4 protein-coding genes are annotated in these 2,865 nt (G+C 69.8%); 1 reads left to right on the plus strand and 3 read right to left on the minus strand.

Features of this window, described 5'->3' with window-relative positions:
- Nucleotide 1: 1 nt before the first annotated feature.
- Together aroB and AC1DQP_RS19030 are read right to left on the minus strand one after the other, a co-directional pair.
- On the minus strand, nucleotides 2-1,111 hold the full coding sequence (aroB, locus tag AC1DQP_RS19025) for a 3-dehydroquinate synthase (protein WP_478052259.1): 1,110 nt from the start codon (nucleotides 1,109-1,111) through the stop codon (nucleotides 2-4).
- A complete protein-coding gene (locus AC1DQP_RS19030; protein WP_478052260.1) occupies nucleotides 1,108-1,650 on the minus strand; it encodes a shikimate kinase in 543 nt (180 codons plus the stop codon). The genes aroB and AC1DQP_RS19030 overlap by 4 nt, the downstream gene beginning before the upstream one ends.
- 95 nt (nucleotides 1,651-1,745) lie before the next feature.
- On the opposite strand from AC1DQP_RS19030, the gene AC1DQP_RS19035 reads away from it, so the two are divergent.
- The gene (locus tag AC1DQP_RS19035; protein ID WP_121038908.1) at nucleotides 1,746-1,949 is read left to right on the plus strand and encodes a dodecin family protein; all 204 of its coding nucleotides are present in this window, start codon (nucleotides 1,746-1,748) and stop codon (nucleotides 1,947-1,949) included.
- 27 nt (nucleotides 1,950-1,976) lie between these two features.
- On the opposite strand, the gene AC1DQP_RS19040 is transcribed toward AC1DQP_RS19035, so the two are convergent.
- Nucleotides 1,977-2,804 (minus strand): kinase, encoded by an 828-nt coding sequence (locus AC1DQP_RS19040; RefSeq protein WP_478052261.1) that lies wholly within the window; start codon nucleotides 2,802-2,804, stop codon nucleotides 1,977-1,979.
- Between the last annotated feature and the right edge of the window lie 61 nt (nucleotides 2,805-2,865).

A 2,865-nucleotide genomic window follows, 5' to 3' on the forward strand; every position in this document is an offset into this window, starting at 1 on the left:
CTCAGCCGGTGGCCAGCACGGACAGGACGTCGGCTTCGTCGACGTCGGCCACCACTTCGGCGTGGCCGATGCCGCGCCACAGCACCAGGCGCAGCCGACCGGCGAGGTTCTTCTTGTCCAGGCGCATGCGTGCCAGCAGCGCGTCGGGCGCCAGACCGGCGGGAATTTCCACCGGCAGTTCGTAGCGCAGCAGCAGGTCGCGCAGCTGGTCGGTGTCGGCCTCGCTGCTCATGCCCAGCCGGGCGGACAGGCGAGCAGCGAGCACCATGCCTACCGCGACTGCTTCGCCATGGTTGAGGTTGTCGTTGCCGGGCGCGCCGTAGCCCTGTTCGGTTTCGATGGCATGGCCGAAGGTGTGGCCGAGGTTGAGCAGGGCGCGTTCGCCCTTTTCCAGTGGATCGCGGGCGACGATCTCGGCCTTGTGTTCGCAACTGCGCGCGATCGCCTGGGCCAACGCGGCGTCATCGCCGGCCAGCAGCGCGGCGTGTTCGGCCTGCAGCCAGCGGAAGAACAGCGGATCGCCGATGGCGCCGTACTTGATCACTTCGGCCAGCCCGGCGCGCAGTTCGCGCGGCGGCAGGGTGCGCAGGGCCGCAGTGTCGGCGATCACCGCGCGCGGCGGGTGGAACGCGCCGACCAGGTTTTTGCCTTCGGGAATGTCCACGGCGGTCTTGCCGCCGACCGAGGAATCGACCATCGCCAGCAACGAGGTCGGCAACTGCACGCAGTCCACTCCGCGCATCCAGCAGGCGGCGGCAAAGCCGGCCAGGTCGCCCGCCACGCCGCCACCGAGCGCCATGACGCAGGCATCGCGGGTGGCGCCGAGTGACGCCAGGGCGGTGATCGCCGCGCCGAAGTTGGCCAGGGTCTTGGAGGCTTCGCCGGCCGGCAGCACCATTTCGCCGATCAGCAGGTCCGGGCGTGCGTCGAGCAGGGCCGAATTCACCCCGGCCAGGTAGAGCGGCGCCACCGACGAATCGCTGAGCAGCAGCACATGGCGGCCGCGCACGTGCTGGGCGAGCAGCGCGCCCTGGCCCAGCAGGTTGGGGCCGATGTGGATGGTGTAGGGGGTGTCGCCGCCAACGGCGACGGTGCGGGGGGCGGGGGTCATGCGGGTGTTTCCTGTCGCTGCCATTGCGCGGCCAGGCGCAGTACCAGCTGCGCGGTGGCCTCGGCGGGGGTGTAAAGGTCGGTGTCCAGGGTGAGGTCGGCCAGCTCGCGGTAGAGCGGGTCGCGCAGCGCGGCCATCTCGTGCAGGACCTGTTCGCGGTCCGGACGCTGCAGCAGGGGACGGGTGCGGTCGCGCGCCAGCCGTTCCAGCTGGGCCGGCACGCTGACCCGCAGGTACACCACGAAGCCGTGCGCGGCGATGGTCTGGCGATTGCCGGCATCCAGCACCGCGCCACCGCCGGTGGAGACCAGCTGGTTGCGCCCGGCCAGCAGCGTCTGCAGCACCTGGCGTTCGTGCTGGCGGAAGCCGGCTTCGCCGGAGTGCTCGAAGATGGTCGCGATGCTGGCGCCGGCGGCATCGACGATGGCCTGGTCGGCGTCGACGAAGTCCAGCGTGAAGCGCTCGGCCAGGCGACGCCCGATGCAGGTTTTGCCGGCGCCCATCGGGCCGATCAGGATCAGGTTCGGGGCGGGATTCATTACCCGCGATCCTAACATCTCCGTGCCACGGCCTTTACGCGCAGGCCCCCATCGTGGGGAGCGCGGAATGTCCCGCGCGTTGCCGGAGCGTGCCCATGTCAGTGGCCAAAATCATCGAGATCAATGCCTCCTCCAAGACCAGCGTCGAGGACGCCGTGCGCAGTGGCCTGAAGAAGGTCTCCGAGACGGTCAAGGGTATCCAGGGCGCCTGGATCAATGAAACCAAGGTCGTGACCGATGGCGAGGGCAACATCACCGAGTGGCGGGTCAATCTGCGGGTGACCTTCCTGGTGGGCTGATCGGGCGCCGGGGTTCCCGCCCGGCGATCAGGCCGGGGACACGATGCGACGCTGCTCGTCCAGCGCGATGACCCGGTCGGCCAGAGCGGGCAGGGTGCGCAGTGCCTGCCGGCTGACCCGTTCGTAGTACTGCACGAAGCGTTCCAGCTGCGCGCGGCTCATGCTGCTGCGCTCGGGTTGGGCGGCCTGCATGCTCTGTTCCTGCTGCCAGCGCCAGCGCGGGATCACCGCAAAGTCCGGCGGCTGCAGGAACCACAGGCGGTCGCAGCGCTGCCACAGCGCGGGGTAGTCCGCGGCCAGGGCCTGGTTGCACCAGTGGCGCCAGCGTCCGTCCGGGTCCGCGTCGCGTTCCAGGGCGTTCAGCGGCGGCATCAGTTCGGCCTCGGTCTGGGCCGGCGTGCCGAGGAACCAGCCTTCGAAGACCAGCAGGTCCAGTGGGCCGTCCACGCGCGGCCACAGTGACCATGCGACGCGTTCGTCGGCCAGTTTGTCGAAGCGCGGCAGCACTACCGGCTGGCGCGCGGCGATGGCGTCGAAGGTGGCATGCGCCAGCGGCAGATCGTGGGTGCCCGGCGGCCCGCGAGTGAGCAGCAGCGGGTGCACCTCGCGGGCCRGGCGCTGGCGCTGGGCGCGGGTCAGGTAGACATCGTCGATGGAGAACATGGCCGCCCGCAGACCGCGGGCTTCCGCCAGGGCCACGACCTGCGCGGCCAGCGTCGATTTGCCGCTGCCCTGCAGGCCGCTGATCGCCAATACTGGGACCTCGACGCCGGCGCCCAGCGCGTCCTCCAGCGCCTGCGCGACCAGGGCTTGCGGAAAGCCTTTGTTGCTGGGCATGTACGCGGCGGCAGGCATGCGGTGACAATAAACCCAAATCAGGTGGCAAGAAACCAACCATGACCGATCTGTATACCCA

The sequence above is a fragment of the Stenotrophomonas sp. P5_A8 genome (assembly GCF_056400545.1).

Coding starts and splice junctions, on each gene's coding strand:
- aroB (WP_478052259.1), bottom strand. CDS start 1,111: ATGACCCCCGCCCCCCGCACCGTCGCCGTTGGCGGCGACACCCCCTAC.
- AC1DQP_RS19030 (WP_478052260.1), bottom strand. CDS start 1,650: ATGAATCCCGCCCCGAACCTGATCCTGATCGGCCCGATGGGCGCCGGC.
- AC1DQP_RS19035 (WP_121038908.1), top strand. CDS start 1,746: ATGTCAGTGGCCAAAATCATCGAGATCAATGCCTCCTCCAAGACCAGC.